21 protein-coding genes are annotated in these 21,512 nt (G+C 64.6%); 12 read left to right on the forward strand and 9 right to left on the reverse strand.

Features of this window, described 5'->3' with window-relative positions:
- Window positions 1-63: 63 nt before the first annotated feature.
- The 9 genes from T31B1_RS11015 to T31B1_RS11055 all read left to right on the forward strand — a co-directional run bounded on the left by T31B1_RS11015 (window position 64) and on the right by T31B1_RS11055 (window position 6,305).
- Window positions 64-1,209: a D-alanyl-D-alanine carboxypeptidase family protein gene (locus tag T31B1_RS11015; protein ID WP_353249518.1), complete on the forward strand. Its 1,146-nt coding sequence runs from the start codon at window positions 64-66 to the stop codon at window positions 1,207-1,209.
- 67 nt (window positions 1,210-1,276) lie between these two features.
- Complete coding sequence (locus T31B1_RS11020) at window positions 1,277-2,122, forward strand: aminotransferase class IV (RefSeq protein ID WP_353249519.1); 846 nt, start codon at window positions 1,277-1,279, stop codon at window positions 2,120-2,122.
- Window positions 2,115-2,399, forward strand: a complete 285-nt coding sequence (locus T31B1_RS11025) for a YbeD family protein (protein WP_353249520.1) — start codon at window positions 2,115-2,117, stop codon at window positions 2,397-2,399. Before T31B1_RS11020 ends, T31B1_RS11025 begins: the two co-directional genes overlap by 8 nt.
- Window positions 2,396-3,052: a lipoyl(octanoyl) transferase LipB gene (gene lipB, locus T31B1_RS11030; protein ID WP_353249521.1), complete on the forward strand. Its 657-nt coding sequence runs from the start codon at window positions 2,396-2,398 to the stop codon at window positions 3,050-3,052. The genes T31B1_RS11025 and lipB overlap by 4 nt, the downstream gene beginning before the upstream one ends.
- 33 nt (window positions 3,053-3,085) lie before the next feature.
- Window positions 3,086-3,931: an ABC transporter ATP-binding protein gene (locus tag T31B1_RS11035; protein WP_353249522.1), complete on the forward strand. Its 846-nt coding sequence runs from the start codon at window positions 3,086-3,088 to the stop codon at window positions 3,929-3,931.
- Window positions 3,928-4,713: a lipid asymmetry maintenance ABC transporter permease subunit MlaE gene (gene mlaE, locus T31B1_RS11040; protein ID WP_353249523.1), complete on the forward strand. Its 786-nt coding sequence runs from the start codon at window positions 3,928-3,930 to the stop codon at window positions 4,711-4,713. The genes T31B1_RS11035 and mlaE overlap by 4 nt, the downstream gene beginning before the upstream one ends.
- A gap of 21 nt (window positions 4,714-4,734) precedes the next feature.
- Window positions 4,735-5,256: an outer membrane lipid asymmetry maintenance protein MlaD gene (gene mlaD, locus T31B1_RS11045; protein ID WP_353249524.1), complete on the forward strand. Its 522-nt coding sequence runs from the start codon at window positions 4,735-4,737 to the stop codon at window positions 5,254-5,256.
- A 98-nt stretch (window positions 5,257-5,354) separates the two neighbouring features.
- Window positions 5,355-5,990, forward strand: coding sequence for an MlaC/ttg2D family ABC transporter substrate-binding protein (locus tag T31B1_RS11050; protein ID WP_353249525.1), 636 nt, complete (start codon window positions 5,355-5,357; stop codon window positions 5,988-5,990).
- A gap of 3 nt (window positions 5,991-5,993) precedes the next feature.
- Window positions 5,994-6,305 (forward strand): STAS domain-containing protein, encoded by a 312-nt coding sequence (locus tag T31B1_RS11055; RefSeq protein ID WP_353249526.1) that lies wholly within the window; start codon window positions 5,994-5,996, stop codon window positions 6,303-6,305.
- 92 nt (window positions 6,306-6,397) lie between these two features.
- On the opposite strand, the gene T31B1_RS11060 is transcribed toward T31B1_RS11055, so the two are convergent.
- The 6 genes from T31B1_RS11060 to T31B1_RS11085 form a co-directional block, all read right to left on the reverse strand.
- Window positions 6,398-8,371: an acetoacetate--CoA ligase gene (locus T31B1_RS11060; RefSeq protein ID WP_353249527.1), complete on the reverse strand. Its 1,974-nt coding sequence runs from the start codon at window positions 8,369-8,371 to the stop codon at window positions 6,398-6,400.
- Window positions 8,372-8,408: 37 nt separating this feature from the next.
- Complete coding sequence (locus T31B1_RS11065; protein WP_353249528.1) at window positions 8,409-9,611, reverse strand: acyl-CoA dehydrogenase family protein; 1,203 nt, start codon at window positions 9,609-9,611, stop codon at window positions 8,409-8,411.
- Between the two features lie 10 nt (window positions 9,612-9,621).
- Complete coding sequence (locus T31B1_RS11070; RefSeq protein ID WP_353249529.1) at window positions 9,622-10,911, reverse strand: TRAP transporter large permease; 1,290 nt, start codon at window positions 10,909-10,911, stop codon at window positions 9,622-9,624.
- The gene (locus tag T31B1_RS11075) at window positions 10,908-11,459 is read right to left on the reverse strand and encodes a TRAP transporter small permease (protein ID WP_353249530.1); all 552 of its coding nucleotides are present in this window, start codon (window positions 11,457-11,459) and stop codon (window positions 10,908-10,910) included. Before T31B1_RS11075 ends, T31B1_RS11070 begins: the two co-directional genes overlap by 4 nt.
- A 38-nt stretch (window positions 11,460-11,497) precedes the next feature.
- Window positions 11,498-12,535 (reverse strand): TRAP transporter substrate-binding protein, encoded by a 1,038-nt coding sequence (locus T31B1_RS11080; protein WP_353249531.1) that lies wholly within the window; start codon window positions 12,533-12,535, stop codon window positions 11,498-11,500.
- 82 nt (window positions 12,536-12,617) lie between these two features.
- Window positions 12,618-13,355: an IclR family transcriptional regulator domain-containing protein gene (locus T31B1_RS11085; protein WP_353249532.1), complete on the reverse strand. Its 738-nt coding sequence runs from the start codon at window positions 13,353-13,355 to the stop codon at window positions 12,618-12,620.
- A 166-nt stretch (window positions 13,356-13,521) separates the two neighbouring features.
- On the opposite strand from T31B1_RS11085, the gene T31B1_RS11090 reads away from it, so the two are divergent.
- From T31B1_RS11090 to T31B1_RS11100, 3 genes are read left to right on the forward strand one after another with little or no spacing between them, the layout of a single operon-like run.
- Window positions 13,522-14,748, forward strand: a complete 1,227-nt coding sequence (locus tag T31B1_RS11090) for a CaiB/BaiF CoA transferase family protein (protein WP_353249533.1) — start codon at window positions 13,522-13,524, stop codon at window positions 14,746-14,748.
- An 8-nt stretch (window positions 14,749-14,756) separates the two neighbouring features.
- On the forward strand, window positions 14,757-15,218 hold the full coding sequence (locus T31B1_RS11095) for a MaoC family dehydratase (RefSeq protein WP_353249534.1): 462 nt from the start codon (window positions 14,757-14,759) through the stop codon (window positions 15,216-15,218).
- Window positions 15,215-16,108: an HpcH/HpaI aldolase/citrate lyase family protein gene (locus T31B1_RS11100; RefSeq protein ID WP_353249535.1), complete on the forward strand. Its 894-nt coding sequence runs from the start codon at window positions 15,215-15,217 to the stop codon at window positions 16,106-16,108. The genes T31B1_RS11095 and T31B1_RS11100 overlap by 4 nt, the downstream gene beginning before the upstream one ends.
- 214 nt (window positions 16,109-16,322) lie before the next feature.
- Here the strand turns inward: T31B1_RS11100 and T31B1_RS11105 are convergent, their stop codons facing one another.
- The 3 genes from T31B1_RS11105 to T31B1_RS11115 are packed head-to-tail and all read right to left on the reverse strand — an operon-like array spanning window position 16,323 to window position 21,492.
- Window positions 16,323-16,799 carry a GNAT family acetyltransferase gene (locus T31B1_RS11105; RefSeq protein ID WP_353249536.1) on the reverse strand — a complete coding sequence of 159 codons (477 nt, stop codon included), beginning with the start codon at window positions 16,797-16,799 and terminating at the stop codon, window positions 16,323-16,325.
- Window positions 16,800-16,816: 17 nt separating this feature from the next.
- A complete protein-coding gene (gene purL, locus T31B1_RS11110; RefSeq protein ID WP_353249537.1) occupies window positions 16,817-20,728 on the reverse strand; it encodes a phosphoribosylformylglycinamidine synthase in 3,912 nt (1,303 codons plus the stop codon).
- Entirely contained in the window at window positions 20,704-21,492 is a 789-nt protein-coding gene (locus T31B1_RS11115) for an MBL fold metallo-hydrolase (RefSeq protein WP_353249538.1), read from the reverse strand. Before T31B1_RS11115 ends, purL begins: the two co-directional genes overlap by 25 nt.
- Window positions 21,493-21,512: the final 20 nt, after the last annotated feature.

Below are 21,512 nucleotides of genomic sequence, written 5' to 3' on the forward strand. Positions count from 1 at the left end.
TGCCGCTCGTCCGCCGAAATGGTCCTTATGTCCAGTCCATGTCAAGTCCAAGAGCCCATGTCGATGAACCACGCTAACCGACTGTTCTGCTTCCTATTCGCTCTGCTCGCATGCGCCAGCGCGCTGGCCAAGCCGCTGCCGATTCCCGAGCCGCCGAGTCTGGATGCGCGCAGCTATATCCTGATCGACTTCGATTCAGGACAGGTGCTGGCGGGCAAAGATCCCGACAAGCGAATCGAACCGGCGAGCATCACCAAGCTGATGACCACCTTCATCGTCTTCGACGAGATCAAGAAGGGGAACCTGTCGCTGGACGACAAGGTCACGGTCAGCGAAAAAGCCTGGCGCATGGGCGGCTCCAAGATGTTCATCGAGGTCGGCAGCCAGGTGACCGTCGACCAGCTTCTGCACGGCATGATCACGGCATCGGGCAACGATGCCACCGTGGCGCTGGCCGAATATGTCGGCGGTACCGAGTCCACATTTGCCGACTACATGAACCAGTACGCCAAGGAACTGGGGTTGACCAACAGCCACTTCATGGACGCCAGCGGCTGGCCGCATGAGAACCACTACATGTCGGCGCACGATATTGCACGGCTGCTCTCGGCGCTGATCCGCGACTATCCGGACCTCTACGAAAAATACTTCCACGAGAAGAAGTTCACCTACAACGGGATCGAGCAGTACAACCGCAATTCGCTGCTGTGGTCGGATGACAGCGTCGACGGCGGCAAGACCGGTCATACCGAGTCGGCCGGCTACTGTCTGTCGGCCTCGGCCAAGCGCGAGGGTATGCGGGTGGTCGCCGTGGTCACCGGCACCAACTCGAACAACGCGCGCAAGTCGCAGACGGCCGCCCTGCTGAACTACGGCTTCCGTTTCTATGAAAACGGCCACCTGTTCGATGCCGGCAAGCAGATCGCCGAAATACGCGTCTGGAAAGGCGACCAGACCATGCTGCCGGTGGTCGCCGACGGCGCGGTCAACGTGGCATATCCGCGCGGACAGCGTGACGCGCTGACCACCAGCGCTGAATTGCCGTCGCACCTGTCGGCGCCGGTCAACAAAGGCGACCGCCTGGGCACGCTCAACGTCAAGTACGACGACCAGATTCTGGCCGAGGTACCGCTCTATGCGGGCGCCAACATCGCCGAGGGCGGCATCTTCCGCCAGCTGACCGACGAAGTGATGATGATGTTCGAATGACCCTGTCCGACGGCGGCCAGGCCGGCCGCCGTCTTGACCGGACGTTCCCGATACCGCGGATACGCTCATGAACACCGCCTATGTGAACGGCGAGTATGTCGCGCTCGACCAAGCCCGTGTGTCGATACTCGACCGCGGATTCCTGTTCGCCGATAGCGTCTATGAGGTCGTGCCGGTCTATGCCGGGCGCGGCTTCGGGCTACGAGCGCATTTAGAGCGTCTGGATCGCAGCCTGGCCGCCCTGCGCATCCGCAACCCGCACGATATTCAGAGCTGGGCGGCGCTGCTCGAATCGCTGATCGAGCGCAACGGCGGCGGCGACGTGTCAGTCTATGTCCAGGTCACCCGCGGGGCGGCCGCACGGCGTGATCATCGCCTGCCCACGGATATCGAGCCCACCGTGGTCGCGTTCTGTCAGTCACGCACCGCGCCCGAGGCGGCCGTCATCGAACAGGGTATCGCCGCCATCACGCTGGCCGATACGCGCTGGCGCTACTGTTCGGTCAAATCGACGGCCCTGCTCGCGAACGTGATGGCCGCCGACGAGGCGCGCGCCGCGGGCGCGACCGAGGCTATTCTCGTGCGCGACGGGGCCGTCATGGAAGGTACGTCGTCGAACGTGTTCGCCGTGGTCGAGGGACGATTGCTGACGCCGGCGCTGCGGGAGACCATCCTGGCCGGTATCACCCGGGCAATCGTGCTCGAGATCGCCGCCCGCGATGGTGTCGATCATGCCGAAGTCCAGACGCTCAGCCCGGACGCGCTGGCCGCGGCCAGCGAAATCTGGATCACCTCCTCGACGCGCGAGATATTCGCCGTCACCCAACTCGACGGCGCACCGGTCGGCACGGGTCGCCCGGGCCCGCTGTGGACGCGCATGCGGGTTGCCCTGCAAGCTATGACCCATGACTGATTCCACACCCGACAACGAACGCGAGACGCTGCTCGAGTTTCCCTGCGAGTTTCCGATCAAGGCCTTCGGCAAGAAGGACGGTGACTTCGCCAAGCGTGTATTCGAGATCATCAAAGTTCATGCGCCCGAGCTCACACGCGAGGATCTGAGCGCGCGCGAAAGCAGCGGCGGCAAATATGTCGCGGTCACTGCACAGATCACGGCCCATAGCCAGAGCCAGCTCGATGCCATTTATTCCGACCTGACCGACAGCGGCGCAGTGCTGATGTCGCTATGATCGACCCGGCGCTGGAGATTCACCGCTTCGGCTGGCAACCGCAGGCCTATCGGCCGGTCTGGCAGGCGATGCAGGCGTTCACCGACGAGCGCGACGAATCCACTCCGGACACGTTGTGGCTGCTCAATCACGCGCCGGTGTTCACCCAGGGCAAGAACGGGCGCCCCGAGCACCTGCTCGCGCCCGGCGATATCGAGGTGGTTCCCATCGACCGCGGCGGTCAGGTGACCTACCACGGCCCTGGCCAGATCATGGCCTATGTCATGGTCGATCTGCGGCGGCTGGGTATCGGCATACGCAGCCTGGTGAGCGCGCTGGAGAACGCCATGATCGCAACGCTGGCCGGCTACGATATCCACGCGTTCGCCAAAATCGACGCCCCGGGTGTGTATGTCGGTCAAGACAAGATCGGCTCGATCGGGCTGCGCGTACGCCGCGGCGCCAGCTATCACGGCCTGGCGCTCAACGTCGATATGGACCTGGAACCCTTCTCGCGTATCGACCCCTGCGGGTATCACGGACTGCGCATGACTCAGGTCGCCGACCTGGGCGGGCCGACCGCCCTGGATCGCGTGGCCGATGACCTGTCGATACAGCTGGCGCGCAGCCTGAATATACCCGCCCGATCGGCCAGCAGCGCGGTTGTGATCTGATAGGCTTGCGCGCAAGTTCATCGCGCCATACCCATGACTGACGACAGCTCACACAACGACCGCGCGGCGCACACCGCCGACAATCTCGTGGAAGTGCGCGATGTGCATTTCTCGCTGGGCAAGCGCGTGATCTACAAGGCCGTCGACATGGATATCGCGCGGGGCCGCGTCACGGCGATCATGGGCCCCAGCGGCACCGGCAAGACCACCCTGCTGAGACTGATCAGCGGTCAGTGGCGGCCCGATTCAGGCACCGTGCATTTTGACGGCCAACATGTGGCCAAGCTGTCCCAGAGCGAACTCTTCGAGCAGCGCAAGCGTATGGGCATGCTGTTCCAGTCGGGCGCACTGCTGACCGATCTGTCGGTGTTCGACAACGTCGCCTTTCCGCTGCGAGAGCACACCAGGCTGCCCGAGCGGCTGATACGCGACATCGTGCTGATGAAGCTCGAGGCGGTGGGCCTGCGCGGTGCGCGCCGCCTGTATCCGGCGCAGCTGTCGGGCGGCATGGCGCGCCGCGTCGCACTGGCCCGGGCGATTGCGCTCGACCCGGAAATGATCATGTACGACGAACCCTTCGCCGGCCAGGATCCGATCTCCATGGGTGTGCTCCTGCGCCTGATCCGTCGGCTCAACGATGTGCTGGGCCTGACCGCGATCGTGGTCAGTCACGACGTCAAGGAAACCCTGGGCATTGCCGATTACGTGTATGTCGTCTCCGATGGCGAAGTGATCGACCATGGCACGCCGACACAGATTCGTGAATCCGACTCGCCCTGGGTGCAGCAATTCATCCATGCCGAGGCAGACGGCCCGGTGCCGTTTCACTACAGTGGCCGGCCCTACGCAGAGGACCTGCTCGAGGACGGCTCGCGATGAACGCAGCGCAACGGACTTTCTTGACCGCCACGAACTGGATCGCCGAGCTCGGACGCAGCTTCATCTTTCTGCTGCGTATTCTGCGCAGTCTGCCGTCGCTTGTGACCAAACCGCGGCTTCTCATCGAACAGATCTACTCGGTCGGCGTGTTGTCGCTGGTAATCGTGGTGGTGGCCGGACTGTTCGTGGGCATGGTCCTGGCACTGTCGGGCTATCGCCTGCTGGTGGGCTTCGGCGCCGAGGAGGCGCTGGGCACCTCCGTTGCTCTGGTCGTGGTTCGCGAGCTCGGCCCGGTGGTCACCGGCCTGTTGTTCGCCGGACGCGCCGGCAGTGCGCTGGCCGCGGAGATCGGGCTGATGAAAGCCACCGATCAGCTCTCGGGCATGGAGATGATGGCCGTCGATCCGGTCCGGCGTATCGTCGCACCGCGCTTCGCGGCCGGGGTGATCGCCCTGCCGCTGCTGACCTCGATCTTCTGTGTCATGGCGATCGGCGCCGGCGGCGGCTATTTCGTCGGCGTGGACATGCTCGGCGTGGATGCCGGTTCATACTGGTCGGGCATCCAGGCCAACGTGGACTTCGGCCGCGACATCATCAACATCTTTCTCAAGAGCGGCGTGTTCGGCGCCATCATCACATGGGTTGCCGTCTACCAGGGCTACCACGCACCGCCGACGTCCGAAGGCGTGTCGCGGGCGACCACCAACACGGTCGTGATCGCGTCGCTGGCCATTCTCGGCGCCAATCTCATGCTCACCGCTGTGCTGTTCAGCGGCGGCTAGGCAACTAGGGTATTCGAGCTTATGCAATCTAGAGCGGTAGAACTGCTGGTCGGTTTCTTTGTCTGTCTCGGCATCGCCGCGATTTTCATTCTGACCATGCGGGTAAGCAATCTGGCCGACACCAGCGGTATCTCGGGCTATACCGTGGCCGCCGACTTCAACGATATCGGCGGGCTGAAGGTCGGCTCCCCCGTCAACATGGCCGGCGTGCGCATCGGCCGGGTGACCGACATCACCCTCGACCAGCAGACGTTTCAGGCCGTGGCCAAGCTGAGCATCAGCGACCAGTACAAGATTCCTAAGGACTCGGACGCGTCGATCCTGACCTCCGGCCTGCTCGGCGAGCAGTATGTCGGTATCGGCCCGGGCGGCTCCATGGACAACATGAAAGACGGCGACAAGTTCATCATCACGCAGAGTGCGGTGGTGCTCGAAAACCTGATCGGCCAGTTCATGACCACCATGGGCAGCGATAGCGGCGGCGGGGGCGGAAGCGGTGGCCAGAACAACGGTGGCCAGGCCCCGGCCGGCAACAACTTCTAGTCGCCGGTTGGCCCCCGCACCGGCTTCACCCAGGCCGAGTTAAGGGCCGATTCATGGATCTGTCTCGATACTCGATGGCAACCTCACCGGACCAAAACATGGACCACACTATGTCGCGCTGGAAATCCTCGATTACCCGCCTGCTTGCGATCGCCCTGCTCGTGCCCGGCCTCGCGCTGGCGGCTCCGACGCCGCCCGATCAGTTGGCCAAACAGACCGTGCAGGATGTGCTGTCGCGCATGGACGGCCATCGGGCGGAATTGCGCAACAATCCTCAGCAGCTGTATGCGCTGATCAACGAAGAGCTGCTGCCGCTGGTCGATCTGCCGTACATGTCGCAGCTCGTCCTCGGCCGGGCCTGGCGTACCGCCACGCCGGATCAGCGCCAGCGCTTCCAGACAGCGTTCAAGAACATGCTGATCCGCACGTACGGCAACGGACTGCTGGCCTTCGACGACGATACCGATATCGAGTATCAGCCGGTGCGGGCCGCCGACGATGCCAAGGACGTGACCTTCCGCGCGATCGTCACCACCGACGACGGCACCAAGACGCCGGTGACCTTCCAGATGCACATCGTCAACGACGAATGGAAGATCTACGACGGCAGTGTCGGCAACCTGTCGTTCGTGACCAACTATCGCGGTCAGTTCAACTCGCAGATTCGCAACGGCGGGCTGGAGCAGCTGATCGAACGGATGGAATCGCGTTATAACGGCGGCAGCGGCAGCTGATCCGTGGACACGCCTGAAGAGATCGACGCCAATCGCGAACTGGTGCATCTGACCGGCGAACTCGACGCCGAGACCGTGCCACGCCGGCTGCGCGAGTCCGAAGACTGGTTCGAGCGCGGCGAGGAAACGATCATCGATCTATCGGGCGTGACTCGGGCCGACAGTGCAGGGGTGGCGCTCCTGCTCGAATGGGTGCGCGATGCGCATGCCAATCAAGCGTCGCTCAGCTTCGTCAACGCCCCGGCGCAGATGCGGGCAATCATCGACTTCTGTGCGCTCAACGACGTCATTCGCCTTAGACGACAGCGGTTGTAGAACCACGCCCGCCTGCAACCGGCTCCGCGATGGCCGGCCTCGATGAGGCCGGCCTTTTTCATACAGCGGAATCTGCGGCGATAGCGTGCGGCTCAGCCGCGCGGCACCTCGAGCGCATCGATCGCCGCGATCTCTTCGAGCGCCTCGGGATTGGCGATTGCTTGGGTATTGTCAACACGCATACCGCGCAGCAACTTGGCCACCGCCACCTCGACCTTCTTGCCGCTGCGTGTGTACGGCAGCGCCGAGACGGGCGCGATCACTGCTGGCACATGCCGGGGGCTGGCCTGTTCACGCAGGCGTCGACGGATCGCATCGGCCAGGGTCTGATCGAACTCGTGGCCTTCGTTGACCACGACCAGCATGACGATCCGGTTGTCTTCGCCGTATGGCTGTGCCACGACCAGGGTATCGGCGATCGCGTCCATGGTCTCGACCTGACGATAGATCTCTGCCGTACCGATCCGGATTCCCCCGACATTGAGCGTGGCATCGCTGCGCCCGTAGATGATCGCCCCGCCCTGCGGTGTGAACAGCACGTAATCACCGTGCGACCAGACGCCCTCGAACGTTTCGAAATAGGCCGCCCGATAACGGCTGCCATCGCTGTCGTTCCAGAATTTAACCGGCATGGACGGCAGCGGCTGGGTACAGACCAGTTCTCCGCATTCGTCGATGACGGACCGGCCGGATTCGTCGAACGCCTCGGCGGCCACACCCAGCATGCGGCACTGAATCTCGCCGCGGCGCACCGCCAGCATCGGGTTGCCACCGATGAAACAGGACACGATATCCGTGCCACCGGCGATCGAGGCCAGCAACACGTCCGTCTTCACACGTTCGTAGACCCAGTCGAAATCGGCGTCCAGCAGCGGAGAGCCAGTCGAGAAGATCACCCGAAGCGTGCCGAGATCGTGGTTCTCCGATGGCGTTATATCGGCGTTGCGGCAACCGGCGATCCATTTGGCGCTGGTGCCGAAATGGGTGATCCGCTCGCGCTCGACCACGCCCCAGAGCATGTCCATATCCGGGTAGCCGGGATTGCCGTCGTAGAGCACGAGCGTGGCGCCGGTCAGCAATCCCGACACATGCCAGTTCCACATCATCCAGCCGCAGGTAGTGAAATAGAAGAACACGTCCTCGCGATGGATATCGCCATGCAGGATCAATTCCTTGGCATGCTGGAGCAGCGCACCGCCCGCGCCGTGGACAATACACTTGGGCACGCCCGTAGTGCCCGAGGAAAACAGGATATAAACCGGGTGATCGAATGTCTGCGGCGAGAACGACGGCGCGGCGCCGGCATGCTCGGCCAGGGCATCGGCCCAGGCGGTCACGCGGCTATCGGTCGAGACCGTACGGCCCTGGTTGGGCGTGACCAGCACGTGGCGGATCGACGGAATGGCCTCGCACAAATCTGCGATGCGCCCGGTTCGATCGAAATCCTTGCCCCCATAGCGATAGCCATCGACAGTGATCAGCACAGTCGGCTCGATCTGGGCGAACCGATCGACCAGCCCTGCGACCCCGAAATCCGGCGACGCCGAAGACCAGATTGCACCGAGACTGGCACAGGCCAGCAGCGCCACGATGGGCTCGTGGGTATGCGCCACCACACCGGCTACACGGTCGCCGGCGCGCACTCCCCGGGCGACGAGCCAAGCTTCCAGCGCACCAACCTCGGCCATCAGTTCGCCGTAGGTCAGCCGAACATCGTCACGCGATTCCGACAGGCCCACGATCGCCGTCTTGTCGGCATCGCCATGAATCGCTTCCCTCAGCAGATTCTCCGCGAAGTTCAGGCGTGCCCCGGTAAACCAGCGCGCACCGGGCATTTGTCTCGAATCCAGCACGGTGTCGCCGCGGTTGGCCGCGATCACACCGGTGTAGTCCCAGATACTGGCCCAGAACGCCTCGAGCGCGTCGATCGACCAGGCGTGCAAAGCGTCGTAGTCCGCAAGTTCGACGATATCCCGCTCGGCCAGCCACCGCATGTAGTCGTACAGCCGACTCGCCTGCACGCGCTCGGCGCTGGGCTGGTAAACGATGGGGTTGGCTTGGCTCATGCGGATCGGTCCTTGTGTCATGGCATGGGTCAGGCGTTCAGGTTACACCGACAAAGCGATTGCGCATGGTGTGCCGGGTCGCGTCCTTGATGCCCAGTGCGTCTTCGCCGATCAGTACGCGCTGAACGTTCTCCGAGCCCTCGCCGACGGTGAGCATGTCGATATACGCCTGCAGGCGCTGGACCGGGTATTCCGCGGTCAGTGCGTTGCCGCCGAACACCTCACGTGCCACGTCCACCGCCAGGCGTGCGGCCTGGGTGGCGAAATACTTTCCGCGTGAGGCGATACGCGTGGATGTGCGAGCCTGGTCCATGGTCCAGCCGATCCGGCGTGCCATCAGACGCGCGGCCTCGACGTGCACGGTGGCATCGGCGATACGCTGCTGTACGAGCTGGTGGCGTGCAATCGGCCCGCCGCCGACCACGCGCTCGTTGGCATAGGCGATACTGGCATCCAAGGCGGCCTGGGCTAGCCCGGTCAGCCGCGCCGACACCGTCAGACGCCCGAATTCCAGCGCGTTCATGGCGATACCGAACCCCTTGCCCTCTTCGCCGAGCCGGTTGGCCACCGGCACCTTGAAGTCGTCCAGGAACACCGTGCAGGAGCGCAGACTTTTGGACAGCCCCGGCATGTCGATCGGCTGCGCGCTATAGCCTTCGAACTTCTTCGGCTCGACAATGAAGGCGGTGATGCCGCGGTGCGCGGGTTCGGCCCTGGGATCGGTCTTGGCGAACAACACGCCCACGTCGGCAGCGTGCGAGAAGGTAATCCACATCTTGGAGCCGTTGAGCAGATAATAATCGCCCTCTCGTCGTGCGGTGGTACGCATCGCACCCGCCGGATCCGAGCCGCCGCCGGCCTCGGACAACGCGAACATGCCGATCGAGCGCCCGGCGATCAAATCGGGCACGAAGCGCTCGATCTGCTCTTGGCTGCCCCAGTTGTAGATTGTGTACGGACAGGTCGCACACTGCATGTTCATCGCATAACCGTAGGCCGGGGCGATACGCGAGATCTCCTCGGCGATGATTGACACGGCAAGAAAGCCGGCCTCGCTGCCACCGAGCGATTCGGGAAACGGCGCGCCGAAAAAGCCCGCTTCACCCATCTCGCGGATCAGGTCATAGGCGAATTCGCCGTTTCGTTCATAGACCTCGGCGTCCTCGGTCAGGCGACGCTGGGCGAAATCCGCCACGGCATCGCCGAGCGCGACCAGTTCTTCAGGCAGGTCGAAATCCATATCGGTCTCCTCAGTGACTCATCAGATTGGGAAGCAGCAGCGAAATCTGCGGAAACGCCAGTAACAGGGCCAGCACGGCAGCCTCGACCAGCAGAAACGGCGCGACGCCGCGGAAACAATCGGCCAGCGGTACGCGGGTCACCCCGGAGGTAACGAACACGTTCAGACCCAGTGGGGGCGTGACCAGGCCGATCTCCACGGTCTTGGTGATGATGATTCCGTACCAGATGCCGTCGAAACCGAGCTGGGTGATCAGCGCATGCGTGACCGGTACGGTCAGTACGAGGATCGCGATCTGATCCATGAACATGCCGAGCACGAGATAGACGAGCACCAGCAGACCCATCACCATCCAAGGCGACAGTCCGGCATGCTGGATCGCATCGAACAGCGACTGGGTAGCCTGGGTCAGGGTCAGGAAATAGCCGAACATCATCGCGCCGATGACGATGGTCACGATCATGACCGTGGTGCCGAGCGTGTCCTCGAGTGCGGCCACGAAGCGGGCGCGATCCATGCGCCGCATGATCAGCGTGATGACCAGTGCGGCCGCCGCGCCGACCGCGCCGATCTCGGTCGGTGTGGCCGCGCCGCCGTACAGCCCGCCGACGATGAGCAGCATCAGCAGCATTACGGGCCAGACCGGCCCGAGCGCACGGGTGGCCGCGCCCAGATCGAACGACGGCTGTGCGGGCATCTTGTCCGGATGCCGCCAGCCGATCCACATGATGGTTGCGATATAGCCGGCGGCCGTGAGTACGCCCGGCAACAGACCGGCAATCAGCAGCTTGCCCACCGACAGCTCGGTGAGAATGCCGTAAATGATGAGCACGATGCTCGGCGGAATCATGATCGCGAGCGTGCCGGAGATGGCGATGATGCCCACCGACAGCCGCCGGTCGTAGCCGACCTCGCGCATGGACGGATAGGCAGCTGCCGACATCGTCGCCGAGCTGGCCGTGCTCGAACCGATAATCGCTGCCATGAAGGCACTGGCCATCACGCAGGCCACACCCAAGCCGCCGCGCAGTCGTCCAAGCCACAGATCACTGGCACGGATGATGTCGCGCGCCATGCCCGACTGGGCCATGAACTGCGCCAGCAATACATACATCGGAATGGTCAGAAACACGTAGGAAGCCGATACGCTGTGGTAGACGTCGGCCAGATAACTGGCCACGAACGACTCTCCGCCAACCAGGTACAACCCGACGGTCGCCGCGATCATCATCGCGAACGCGATCGGCATCTCCATGAGCAGCAGGACGACGAGCACGCCCACGCCGGCCGCCACGATCACGATCGGCCTCCGTGTTCGGCGATATCGCGTGCGTCCTCGACCCGTTCGTCGTGCCCGTCGACTCTACGATCGAGGTTGAGCAGTCGCCGCAGCGCATCGACCACAAGGCGCAGCGAAAGCATGCCGCAACCGACCGGCACCCAGATCGTCGACAGCCACACGGGCCAGTCGATGACGCCGAACATGGCGTCTCCGCCCAGATACTTGTCCAGGGTTCGCACGCCCGAGAACCACGCGATCGCAGCGAGCACGAGTGCGGCCGCGATCGCGTTGAATGCATGCAGCAGGTTATGTCCACGCACGCCCAGCCAGCGGCCGATGACCGACAGCCGAATGAAAGAGCCCCGGCGCTCGCACCAGGGCAAGGCCAGCGTTGCCACCATCACCATCAGATAGTTGGTGGTCAATTCGAACTGAAACGTCAACGGGGCGTTGAACAGATAACGGGCGACGACGTCGACGCTGACCAGCACCATCATCGCAACCAGCGCGACGCCCGCCAGCCAGAACAGCGCCACATCGACGCCGTGGTGAATTCGTTCAAGCATGAGTATTCCACCGTTGAAAAACAGGCCTCGACGCTGTGCTAGTCGGCGGCGCGAACGTGCTCGAGCTCGGATTCATAGGCATCGATGACCGCCTGCCCGTCGAGCCCACGGTCGGCCATGCGTTTGACCCAGGCCTGCTGGGCCTCGGCATACTTGGGCTCGAGCGCCTGCTGCATGGCCTCGGGTATTTCGTAGATCGCCATGCCCTGATCGCGGAACTCGGCCAGATCGGTCTGGACTTCGTTTTCGACCACGTCGGCCAGATGGGCAACCGTCTCGTCGCCGGCCTGATCCACGGCTTTCTTCTCGTCGGCGCTTAGCCCGTCGTAGACTTTCTTGTCCATGACCACCGTGATGCCGAAGCTGCCGAAACGGCCGTTGGTGCTCAGGCTCTTGGTCACTTCGTTGACCTTGTACGGCGCGATACTGGTCACCGGCAGCACGGTGCCATCAAGCGTGCCGCGCTGAATGGCCAGATAGGCGTCCGGCGCGGCCATCGACACCGGATTGGCGCCCACGGCCTGTACCACCAAATTGAGGCTGCCCGTCGAACGCAGCTTGAGCCCTTTCAGATCGGCCAGCGAAGCCACCGGTCCTCGCTTGAGAACCAGCTGGTACGGCGGCAGCATCACTGCATAGACCGGCACCACGCCGTTGTCGAGAAACTCCTGGCGCAGCGGCGTATCGCTCTTGAGCAACTGCCAGTAGGCCCGACTGGCCTCGACCGTGTCGCGAACCTCGCCCGGCAGCATCAGCGCACCGTTGAGCGGCAGTTCATCACTGACATAGCCGGTGCCGACATAGCCCGCCTGGATCACGCCGTCTTCGATCTTCTGCAGGATCTCGCCGGCTTTGGCGAGCTGCTCGGCAGGGAAGTGCCGGAAGCTCAGGTCGCCGTCGGTCAGGGTTTCCACCCGATCCATCCACCAGACCGTGCCGTCGGTGGACAGCGTATGCGACAGCGGGAACGAGTCGGCGAACATCAGCGTGCGCGCCTGCGCCGGCAGGCAGGCCAGGCCGACCAGCAGACACAGCGTCGCCGCCGCCAGGTTCTTGCAAAGAGAATATTTCAACATGGGATCTCCTCCGTTGATGGAATGAACCGGTGGCCGACCTTCTGGGTGTCGGTCCTCCCGTTCGGAACAGCTTTCTGGCAAATCAGTCGTTACGCTCGAGGGCAGCCTCGATGCGTTGGCGTGCTTGCATGAGCATCGGGATATAGGTCTTTTCGAAATCGCGCATCGGTACCGCCTGCGCCAGGCCGATGACGTTGAACGAGCACATCACGCGCCCCTGGTGAAGCACCGGCACCGCAGCCGCACGAATGGTAGCCACCGATTCACGCTCGTTGATCGCATAGCCGCGCGCCCGGGTTTGCTCGAGCAGTGCATCGAGCGCCGGCCGGTCTGTTGCTGCACGGTCATCGGCATCGTCGCTTGCGATCAAAGTTTCGATGATGGCGTTGCGCTGCTCGGCATCGCAGAACGCCAGATACACGCGACCGATCGCGGTCAGCATCACCGACACACGCGTTCCGATCTTGCGGTTGACCGAGAAGCTGCCCGGCCGACGGTTCGTATCGGCGATGACCATCTTGCCGGCCTGGTAGAACGCCAGGTCCGACGGCCAGCCAGTGGCATCCCTAAGTTCCTGGAGAATCGGCGCGGCAGCCGCCAGCAATGCTTCATCGGCCTGATAGTTGTTCGACAGCGACAAGGTGCGTGCCGTGACCAGATATTCGCGGCTGTCGGCGGTGACCGTTACATAGCCGCCGTGGCGCAGCGTATCCAGTACGCGTAGCGCCGAGGCCTTGGGCAGACCGGTCTCGGCCTGGATATCGGTCAGACGCGCCGGGCCCAGACGGTTGACCGCCTCGAGGACCTTGAGTCCTCGCATTAAAGCCGTGATCGGCGCATAGGCCATAAAAGTTTCACTGGATGAACCAACGTTTCAAAAATTATTGCAGCTTGGTGGCACCCATGCAAGACTTGGCATCAATAAAGCCGCTGGCCGGCCCGCCGCCCCTCGGCGCCGGCAGGCAACCCATAGGCAAGGAGTCCGGATGTTCGAATTGTTGAAAGGCATCACCGTGCTCGACCTGAGTACGGTCGTGTTCGGGCCGTTCGCCTCCCAGATGCTGGCCGACTTCGGCGCCGATGTGATCAAGATCGAGTCGCCCGACGGCGATATCTTCCGGGCCGCCGCACCGGCACGCAGTCCCGGCATGGGCGCGGGCTTTGTCAACCTCAACCGTAACAAGCGCTCGATCTCGCTGGACCTGAAGACCGCCGACGGCCGGAACGCACTCGACCGGCTGGTTGCCGATGCCGACGTGTTTCTCCACAACATGCGTCCGGCGGCGATTGCGCGTCTGGGACTGGACTACGCCCGTCTATCGCAGATCAACGAACGGCTAATCTACTGCGCGGCGGTGGGGTTTGGCAGCGACGGCCCCTACGCCGACGACCCGGCCTACGATGATGTGATTCAGTCGATGACCGGATTTGCCTCGATGAATCTCGACCCTGATGCCGAACCGCAGCTGCTGCCCACCATCCTCACCGACAAGGTCGCGGGGTTGTATGCTCTGGCCGGCATACTTGGTGCGCTGATGGGCCGCGAGCGTTGCGGCCACGGCATGGCCGTAGAGGCAGCGATGTTCGAGAGCCTGGCGTCGTTCATGCTCGCCGAGCATCTGTCGGGCCACGTCTTCGACCCGCCCGAGGGCGGTCTGCGCTACGACCGGCTCACGTCGCCGCACCGCCGGCCGCATCGCACCGCCGACGGCTATATCGCCGCACTGCCCTATTCCTCGCGCCACTGGGAGAAATTCCTGCGCCTGATCGGTCGTCATGATCTGGCCGAGGCCGACTGGGTTCGCGATGCCACTCGACGCAGCGAACGCATCGGGGAGCTCTATGCCGTGCTGACCGAGGCCACGCCGGCGCGCACCTCCGCCGAGTGGCTGGCCGAGTTCAAGCGTCTGGATATTCCCTGCGGCCCGGTCAACCGCCTCGAGGACCTGCTCGTCGATCCGCATCTGGCCGCCGTTGGATTCTTCCAGCCGGTCGACCATCCCACCGAGGGTGCGATCACGACCGTACGTCAGCCGCTTCGGTTCATCGACACCCCCACCCAGGCGGACCGACCCGCGCCCCGGCTGGGCATCGACGGACGCCGTGTGCTCAACGAATACGGTATGGATGATGCCGCTATCGACGCCCTGGTCGCTGCCGGCGCACTGATTCTGCCCGGCGAGTCCGAACCCGATCCCAAGAACAACGCCTAGGAGCCCTCATGGCCGGTCTGTATTTCGAACAGTTTCACGAAGGACAACGCTTCGAGCACGAGCTCACCCGCACGGTTACCGAAGCCGACAACATGTGGTTCTGCGGCATGACGATGAACCCGCAGCCGCTGCATATCGATCGCGCCTTCGCCGAACAGACCGACTTCGGACAGCCGCTGGTCAACAGCCTGTTCACGCTCGGCCTGATGATCGGCATTTCGGTACAGGAGACCACGCTGGGCACGACCGTGGGCAACCTCGGCATGACCGATACCCGCTTCCCCGCGCCGCTGTTTCATGGCGACACCGTGCATGTGACCACCGAGGTCGCCAGTCTGCGCGCCAGTCGTTCACGACCCGGGGTCGGTATCGTCGAATTCGTCCACCGCGCGTTCAAGCAGGACGGTACCGAGGTAGCCAGCTGTCGCCGCCAGGCGATGATGCACCGCCAGCCCGAGAACTCCGCATGAGCGCGCGCCAGGCAGGCCCACGCTCCTATCTTTTCGTACCTGGCGATTCAGCGGCCAAGATGGCCAAGGCCGTGGCCGGAACCGCCGATGCGCTGATCCTGGACCTGGAGGATTCCGTGGCCGTTTCGCGCAAGGCCGAGGCGTTGGCGACCACGATCGAGTTTCTCGCCGCCTGCGAGCCCAGCGCCGATCGGCGTGCCCTGTGGGTCCGTGTCAACGCCAGCGAGCCGTCGGCTGCGCTCTCCGAGCTCGCCGCCCTGCCGCTGGCGCGCGTGGCCGGCATTGTCCACCCCAAGCTCGCCGAACATGCCCAGCTCGAACGCATGGGCGCCTGGCTCGATGCGCTGGAAGCCCGCGACGGACTGCACGGACAGCCGATCGGTATCGTCGGCATCATCACGGAAACCGCCAGCGCGGTGGTCGGCGAATGCGGCGCGAGCCTGGCCCGCGGCCACGCGCGATTACGCGGCTATAGCTGGGGCATGGAAGACCTGTCCGCCGTGCTAGGCCGGCCGCCGATCGCAGGCACCACCGGCGCTCAGGCCACCCTCGCCCAGGCCATGCAGCGCCATTGTCTATTGATGGCGGCCGCGGCCGGCGTGGAAGCCATCGACAGCATCAGCGCGGACTTTCGCGATCTCGACGCACTCACCGACCAATGCGACTACGCACGCGAGCTCGGCTACACCTCGAAGATGGCGATCCACCCCGCCCAACTGGCGACCATTCATGCCGCGCTGGCACCGAGTCCCGCCGCGCTCGACTGGGCGCACAGGGTGCAGGCGTTGGTAGACGAAAATCCGGACGCCGCATCGTTTGCGCTCGACGGACGCATGGTCGACCAGCCGCATTTTACCGTTGCCCGCCAGATTCTCGATCGGGAGCGTTGAATCGGCCAGGGCGGCGCCGGCTCGATACCCTGATTTCGATCGCATCGCGATACGGCTCTCAGATCAAATCCCTTCCGCTTTGCCGGTCGGCACCGACATGAAGCTCGACGTCTTCGGACGCTCGCCGGGCGGGTCGCTGGCGTTCTATAGCAGGACCGAAAGCGCCGGCCGCGGCCTGCTCGCTTGCCCGCGCAACGCCATGGGAAAGTCGCCGTTACGATCGGCCGCCGATTTGTGGGGAACCGTCTAACGCGCGGCGCGCCCAGTCATCGGCCTCGAGGCGTTTGCCCAGCGGCACGGCATCGTCCGTGGCGTAGCCCAGACGACGATAGAAGGCGAGCGCGTCGGTATTTTCGCCGCGGATCATCAGATTGATTTTGGGGCAGCCGCGCTCGCGCAGCAGGTGCTCGGCGTGCGCCATGAGCGCACGCCCGATGCCTTCGCGCTGGCATGCGGGTGCAACCGCCAGATAGTTGATCCAGCCGCGATGGCCTTCGTAGCCGATCATGATGCTGGCGACGATTTCGCCGGCCCGTTCGGCCACCCGCAAAAGCTCCGGATCGACCGCCAGTTTGCGCTCGATATCGCGATACGGGTCGTTCCACGGGCGGGTCAGGCCACAGGCCTGCCACAAGGCCACCAGCGCCTCTACGTCATCGGGCGCGAACGCCCGCAGCGTAAACGCCGCCACGCCGAAAGCCGCGACCGCTAGCCGACAAAACGCCGTGCGTTGCCGAACAACCGTGCCCAAGGACTCAACTCGCCCCAGCCTTTTGGCGCCCAGGACAGGTTCACGCTGCGGGTGACACGTTCGGGATGCGGCATGGTGATGAACACCCGGCCATCGGCATTGCACAGCCCGGTCACGCCCTGGGGCGACCCGTTCGGGTTGGCCGGATAGGTGCTCGCCGGCGCGCCGCGACCGTCGACATAGCGCATGCCGACCTGGCCGTTGGCAGCGAGCATGTCCAGATCGTTGGCATCCGCGAATTCAGCCCGGCCTTCGCCATGGGCCACCGCAATCGGCACACGGGTGCCGGCCATGCCCTCGAGCAGCACCGCCTTGGACTCGACGATTTCCACGCCGCTGGTCCGGCCTTCGAACTGGCGCGACGCATTGGCTACGAAGCGCGGCCAGTACTCGGTGCCGGGAATGATTTCGGCCAACGCCGCCAGCATCTGGCAGCCGTTGCACACACCCAGCGTGAACGTCTCGTCGCGTTCGAAGAAGTCGGCAAAAGCCGCGCGTGCACCGGCATTGAACAGGATCGATTTGGCCCAGCCCTGGCCGGCACCGAGCACGTCGCCATAGGAGAAGCCGCCACAGGCCGCCAGCCCCTGCATGTCCGACAGATCGCGACCGGCCGCAATCTCGCTCATATGCACATCGACCGCTTCGAAACCGGCACGCGAGAACGCCCAAGCCATTTCGTTATGGCCGTTGACGCCCTGCTCGCGCAGAATCGCCACGCGCGGGCGTGTGGTATTCACGAACGGCGCCGCCCGGTCTTCGCTCAGATCGAACGACGGCGCCGCCGGCAGACCCGGATCTTCGTCGTCGAGCAGCGCCTCAAACGCCTGATCGGCACTCGCCGGGTCGTCGCGCAGCGCGGCCATGGCATGGCTGGTAGCGGCCCAGGCCCGTTCCAGCGCGGCGCGCGTATTCGTATAGATCGTTTGCCCGGCATGACGCACCACCAGGCCAGGCTCGGCCGTGACCGTGCCGATCGCATGCGCGGTCAGGCCCGCGGCGCGCAGTTCGCCGACCACGACCGAGGCATCGTCCGCGCCGACCTGCAGCACGGCACCCAGTTCTTCGTTGAACAACGCGGCCAGCGCATCGTCGCCGAGGTCGTCGAGCGCGATATCCGCGCCCACACGGCCGGCGAATACCATTTCGGCCACACAGGCCAGCAGGCCGCCATCGCTGCGGTCGTGATAGGCCTTGATCCGGTTCTCACCGGCCAGGCGCTGGACGACGCCGAAGAACTGGCGCAATTGTTTGGGCTGATCCAGATCCGGTGCGACATTACCGAGCGCACCGAATGCCTGGGCGAAGGCCGAGCCGCCGAGGCGGTTCTTGCCGCTGCCCAGATCGGCCAGCACGAGTGCGGTGCGGGCTTCATTCGATGCCACCAGCTGCGGCGTGAGCGTCGCGCGCGCCGCGCTCACCGGCGCGAAGGCGGACACGATCAACGACAACGGCGCGCTCATACGGCGCTCGTTGCCATTGTCGTCGCGCCAGACGCTGCGCATGGACAAGGAATCCTTGCCCACCGGAATCGCAAGACCCAGTTCGCTGCACAGCTGTTCGCCCACCGCCTGTACGGTGTCGTAGAGCCGTGCATCCTCGCCCGGTTCGCCGCAGGCCGCCATCCAGTTGGCAGACAAACGGATATCGGTGAGCTTGTCGATACGGGCGGCCGCGATATTGGTCACGGCTTCCGCCACCGCCATGCGGCCGGAGGCCGGCGCATCGATCAAGGCCAGCGGCGTGCGTTCGCCCATGGCCATCGCTTCACCGGTATCGCCCGTATAAGCGGTCGTGGTCACGGCCACGTCGGCCACCGGCACCTGCCAGGGCCCGACCATCTGATCGCGTGCGGTCATGCCGCCCACGCTGCGATCACCGATGGTGATCAGAAACGATTTGCTGGCCACGCTGGGCACGCGCAGCACGCGTTCGACAGCATCGGCCACGTCGATCGCGCTGTGATCCCAGGCGTCCAGCTCGAGGCGCTGGTGTTCAACATCGCGCTGCATCTGCGGGGTACGCCCGAGCAATACGCCCATGGGCATATCGACCGGATAACGCGCGTCCTCGTTGTCGGCTTCGCCGTCTTCGACGGTGAGCCGCGACTCGGCCGTGGCCGTGCCGACCACGGCATAGGGGCAACGCTCGCGTGCGCACAGCGCTTCGAATGCGTCGAGCTGGTCGGCCCCGATCGCAAGCACATAGCGCTCCTGCGATTCGTTGCACCAGATTTCCATCGGCGACAGGCTCACATCGGCCGCGTCCACGTCGCGCAGGCGAATACGCCCGCCGCGATCGTCGGCATCGATGATTTCGGGCAGCGCGTTCGACAGCCCGCCCGCACCCACGTCATGGATTGAAGCAATCGGATTGTGGGCGCCGAGCGCGATACAGCCTTCCACGACTTCCTGGCAGCGGCGCTCCATTTCCGGATTGGCGCGCTGTACCGAGGCAAAATCCAGCTCGGCCGACGAGGTACCGCTGGCCATCGACGAGGCCGCGCCGCCGCCCAGGCCGATCAACATGGCCGGGCCGCCGAGCACGATCAGCGCGGCATCGACCGGCACCACGTGCTTTTCGACGTCGTCGGGGCGGACGTTGCCCATCCCGCCGGCGATCATGATCGGCTTGTGATAGCCGCGGATGCCGGTGGCGTCGGACTGATACTGGAAACTGCGGAAATAGCCGCCTAGCGCCGGTCGGCCGAATTCGTTGTTGTAGCGCGCCGCCCCGATCGGCGCATCGCGCATGATCTCCAGCGGCGTGGCGATGGCTTGCGGGCGTGCGTCGTCGGTCTCCCAGGGCTGGATATCGCCCGGCAGACGCAGGTCGGACACCGAAAAACCGGTGAGCCCGGCCTTGGGCTTGCCGCCGCGCCCGGTGGCGGCTTCGTCGCGAATCTCGCCGCCGGCGCCCGTGGCCGCACCCGGATTGGGCGCGATCGCGGTCGGGTGGTTATGCGTTTCCACCTTCATGAGCAGATGCACGGGTTCTTCGTGCAGCCGATAGACACGATCGGCGCCGACCAGCTGGCGCGTTGCGTGGTGACCCTCGATCACCGATGCGTTGTCGCGATAGGCCGAAAGCACGCCCTCGGGCGCGGCACGGTGCGAATCGCGGATCATGTCGAACAGCGACTTGGCACGGGTCTCGCCGTCGATCGTGAACGCGGCATTGAAGATCTTGTGCCGGCAGTGCTCGGAGTTGATCTGGCCGAACATCATCAGCTCGACGTCGGTGGGGTCGCGATCGAGCGCGCGATACTGCTCGGCGAGGTATTCGATTTCCTCGTCGGCCAGCGCCAGCCCCCAGTCGCGATTGGCGGCCTGAAGCGCCGCCACGCCCTGCTCGGCCAATGGCACCCGGCGCAGACCGCGCCGAGCCAGCGTATCGAACAGCCGCGGCAGGCGTTCGGCATTGGGCAGCAGCGACTGCGTCATCGGGTCGTGCAGCACACCACTCTGGGCCAGTGCTTCGAAATCCGGCGCGCTGCCGAACGAGAACACCACACCGCGTTCGAGCCGTGCCAGCGCATTGAGGCCGCTGTTATGGGCGATGTCCTCGGCCTTGGTTGACCACGGCGATACCGTGCCCAGCCGCGGGATCGCGATCACGCCTTCGGGCATGTCATCACTGGCGTCGACGCCCAGCAGCGCATGCAGGCGCGCGCGGTCGTCGTCGCTCGGCGTACGGTTGAACGCCGCAACGAACACTTCGCGGGCCACCAGGCTGGCCACGTCGATGCCCGCGCCGGCCAGACCGCCGCGCAGCCGTTCGAGTTCGAATTCCGCCAGCGCCGGCTTGCCGACGATGATGTGTACGGCGGCGATCGCGTGTTCGCCTACCGGTTGACCAGACTGCGCCACGAAAGACCCTCGCTTTGATTGGCCACATGCACCCAGTCGGCCGTGGTCGACAGCGCTTGGGCAAGCGCGGCCTGGGCCAGTTCCGGGCGATTGTTGGATTCACTGATATGCGCCACGACCAGCTGCTGCAGGCCGGTGGCATCGATTTGCGCCAGCAGCTCGGCGGCCTGCTGGTTGCTCAGATGGCCGAGTTTGCCGGCCACCCGTCGCTTGAGCGACGCGGGATACGGACCGCTGGCCAGCATCTGCGGGTCGTGATTGCATTCGAGCACCAGCGCATCGCAGGCGTCGACCATCTCGCGCACATGCGGCGTTGCATAACCGCTGTCCGAGAGAATGCCCAGACGCTTGTCGCCGTTGCCCACCACCAGCTGCGCGGGTTCGCGCGCGTCGTGGGGCACCGGGTACGGAAACAGTTCCAGATCGCCGATCGCGAACGGTTCGTGCGGGGAATACAGTTCGGTCGCAGCCAGCACATCGGTGGCCTTGGCGGCCTGGGTGCCGGGCGTGAGCCACACTGGAATCTCGTGGCGACGTGAAAACCGCGATACGCCGCGCCAGTGGTCGTCGTGTTCGTGGGTGATCACCAGCGCATCGATATCTGCCGGGGTGAGCTCCAGGCGGGCCAGCCGGCGCTCCATCTCGCGCGCGGAAAAGCCGCAGTCGATGAGCAGCCGGGTATTGGCATATTCCACCACCAGCGCATTGCCCTTGCTGCCGCTGCCCAGCAGCGCGAAACGCATGGCACGGGCGGCCTCGCTCATGCGCGACTCACGATACGTCG

The sequence above is a fragment of the Salinisphaera sp. T31B1 genome, assembly GCF_040361275.1.
In the GTDB taxonomy this organism is placed as follows: domain Bacteria; phylum Pseudomonadota; class Gammaproteobacteria; order Nevskiales; family Salinisphaeraceae; genus Salinisphaera.